The sequence below is a fragment of the Caballeronia sp. genome, assembly GCF_049581465.1.
Lineage (GTDB): Bacteria > Pseudomonadota > Gammaproteobacteria > Burkholderiales > Burkholderiaceae > Caballeronia.
On the sequence record NZ_JBAUSA010000071.1, the window covers coordinates 1 to 2,340 of the forward strand.

Genomic DNA, 2,340 nt, shown 5'->3' on the forward strand with positions numbered 1-2,340 from the left:
GGGTCGTGGTAGTTGGCAAAGGAAAACGTATGACGCGAACTGAGCCAGCCGTGTTCGGCGCGGCCGCGCTGATTGGCGTGTCTGATATCAAGCATGTCATTTCTCCTTGAGTATTCGATGGTGCGAGGGATCGCCGTCGATCCATGAAACGAATATTAGGTCAATTCACACGCGTACAATCGAGTCAAAATAAGAAAGACTGTCTCATTGAGGTGGACAAAAGAATGCAACTTGATGACATGCGGATCTTCGTCGCCACCGTCGACGCCCACAACTTCACGGCAGCGGCGAACCGGCTGTCCCTATCGAAGCAATTCGTCAGCCGGCGCGTCATGGGGCTTGAGGCAGCGCTCGGCGTGCGGCTGCTCATACGCAATACGCGCAAGCTTGCGGTGACCGACCTCGGGCTCGAGTTCTACGAACGCGCCAAACGTATTCTTGGCGAGGTTGAGGACGCGGAGCAGGCAATGTCGTTGCGGCGCGCCATGCCTCATGGCCTGCTGAGAGTCAGTGCGCCGATGTCGTTCGGCATGGTGCACCTGTCGCCGCTCGTCGCCCTGTTTCTGCGTGAGCACGCGCAAGTGCGTTTCGACATGGAGTTGAGCGACCGCACCGTCGATGTGGTCGGCGAAGGATTCGACATGGCGATCCGGATCGGCACGCTGGCCGATTCGACGCTGATCGCGCAGCGGCTCGCGGACGTACGCATGATTGCTTGCTGCAGCCCGGACTACAAGCGGCGGCGAGGCGAGCCGGCGGTGCCGTCCGATCTGGAGCGCCATGCCTGTTTGCCGTACGGCCATGGGCGTATGGCGAACTGGGAGTTCATGGTGGACGGCACGCGCAAAGGGTTCGACGTGCACGGGCCTTTGCGTGCGAACAATGGTGAGCTGATCCGGGACGCCGCGACTGCCGGGCTCGGCATTGCATTGCTACCGGATTTCATCGTGTCGGACGCTATCGGGAAGGGACAGTTAGTCCCCGTGCTCGACGCGTTCATGCCGCGCGCGTCCACGCTGTACGCCGTCTATCCGCAGCACCGCCAGAGCTCGGCCACGATCCAGGCATTCACGCTGTTCCTGCGCGAGCAACTGCAGAAGACACTCTCCGCTTGAGGCCGCTTTTGACACCGCTTACCGGTCAGAAGTCTGCGAAAGGATTTCCCTTCTTTGCTGCTGGCGCCTGCGCCTTGACGACCTGGTGGTTTTGCAACCAGAAAGTGGCTTTGTTCAGTCCATGTGCCTGCCAGTCTTGCCCCATCTCGCACACGAATACCCGGTCCTCGGATGTGGTGGCCGGCACGAACGCACTCGTTAGGGCGTTGGCGTTTTTATCGCTGTTCAGCACCAAAAATGCGCCCATTTTGTGAAGATGAAGGAAGTCATAGTCGCCGTCGGACACGCGCGCCGCAATGTCCTTGATCTTTGCGTGTTGCTCTGTCGGCGTTCCGATGAAAATGCTAACCAGGTAAGTTACTTTTGTGTTCATGGTGGATCTCTGAGCATGTTGGATTTTGGGCAGGACCTGATTGTCTCATTGACCCAGGTGTGTGCCTTTACTTCACTGAATCCAATCCGGACTGAGACAGTCAGGGCAGGCATCCCGCGAAATAAAATCGCCACAAATTGCTATTCACGTTCGACCCAAAACACCGTCGATGTTTCTCGCCACCGCCAAGTTAAACAGTCCGGGAACTGTGGAACAATACGAGATCAGCATCTTTTTGGGGCCGTCATGAACGTCCAGCACCGAAATAACGTCCACGTCAGCGGAGAGGGTCCGGCCACGGTGATCTTTGCGCACGGTTTCGGTTGCGACCAAAGCATGTGGCGTTATCTTGCACCTGTTTTTGGCGACCGCTACAAGACGATTCTCTTCGATCTCGTGGGTAGTGGAAAGTCCGATCTCTCGGCCTACGATTACGCAAAGTATGACTCTCTTCACGGCTATGCCTCCGACCTGCTGGAAATCATGGACGAATTCGCCGCCGCGCCGGTGGTGTACATCGGACATTCGATCAGCGCGATGATCGGAATGCTAGCCGCGATTCAGGAGCCGGATCGATTTGCGGCCAATGTCATGGTCGGGCCCTCCCCCTCCTTCATTAACGATGGCGACTATATCGGCGGATTTACGCGCAGTGATATTGACGGTTTGCTCGACACGCTCGAGAGCAACTATCTAGGATGGTCGAGCACCATGGCGCCGACCATCATGGGCGCTCCTGAGCAGCCCGAACTGGGTATTGAGCTCACCAATAGCTTTTGCCGCACCGACCCCGACATCGCGAAGCATTTCGCGAGAGTCACGTTCCTCGCGGACCATCGAGCGGATCTGGGT

The 2,340-nt window shown here is 57.6% G+C and carries 3 protein-coding genes and 1 pseudogene; 2 read left to right on the forward strand and 2 right to left on the reverse strand.

Annotation, left to right across the window (positions count from 1 at the left end):
- Positions 1–95 (reverse strand): annotated as a pseudogene (locus tag WCA53_RS01700) (pirin family protein); the annotation flags it as partial.
- A gap of 129 nt (positions 96–224) precedes the next feature.
- Between WCA53_RS01700 and WCA53_RS01705 the strand changes: the two are divergent.
- Positions 225–1,115: a LysR family transcriptional regulator gene (locus WCA53_RS01705; protein ID WP_423904817.1), complete on the forward strand. Its 891-nt coding sequence runs from the start codon at positions 225–227 to the stop codon at positions 1,113–1,115.
- Positions 1,116–1,140: 25 nt separating this feature from the next.
- On the opposite strand, the gene WCA53_RS01710 is transcribed toward WCA53_RS01705, so the two are convergent.
- A complete protein-coding gene (locus tag WCA53_RS01710; RefSeq protein ID WP_423904819.1) occupies positions 1,141–1,488 on the reverse strand; it encodes a hypothetical protein in 348 nt (115 codons plus the stop codon).
- A gap of 246 nt (positions 1,489–1,734) precedes the next feature.
- On the opposite strand from WCA53_RS01710, the gene WCA53_RS01715 reads away from it, so the two are divergent.
- The coding region (locus WCA53_RS01715) for an alpha/beta fold hydrolase (RefSeq protein ID WP_423904820.1) at positions 1,735–2,340 on the forward strand (606 nt) is incomplete at its 3' end.

What these genes read in the sequence shown, in the direction of transcription:
- WCA53_RS01710 (WP_423904819.1), bottom strand. Translation starts at nt 1,488, where the DNA reads ATGAACACAAAAGTAACTTACCTGGTTAGCATTTTCATCGGAACGCCG.
- WCA53_RS01705 (WP_423904817.1), top strand. Translation starts at nt 225, where the DNA reads ATGCAACTTGATGACATGCGGATCTTCGTCGCCACCGTCGACGCCCAC.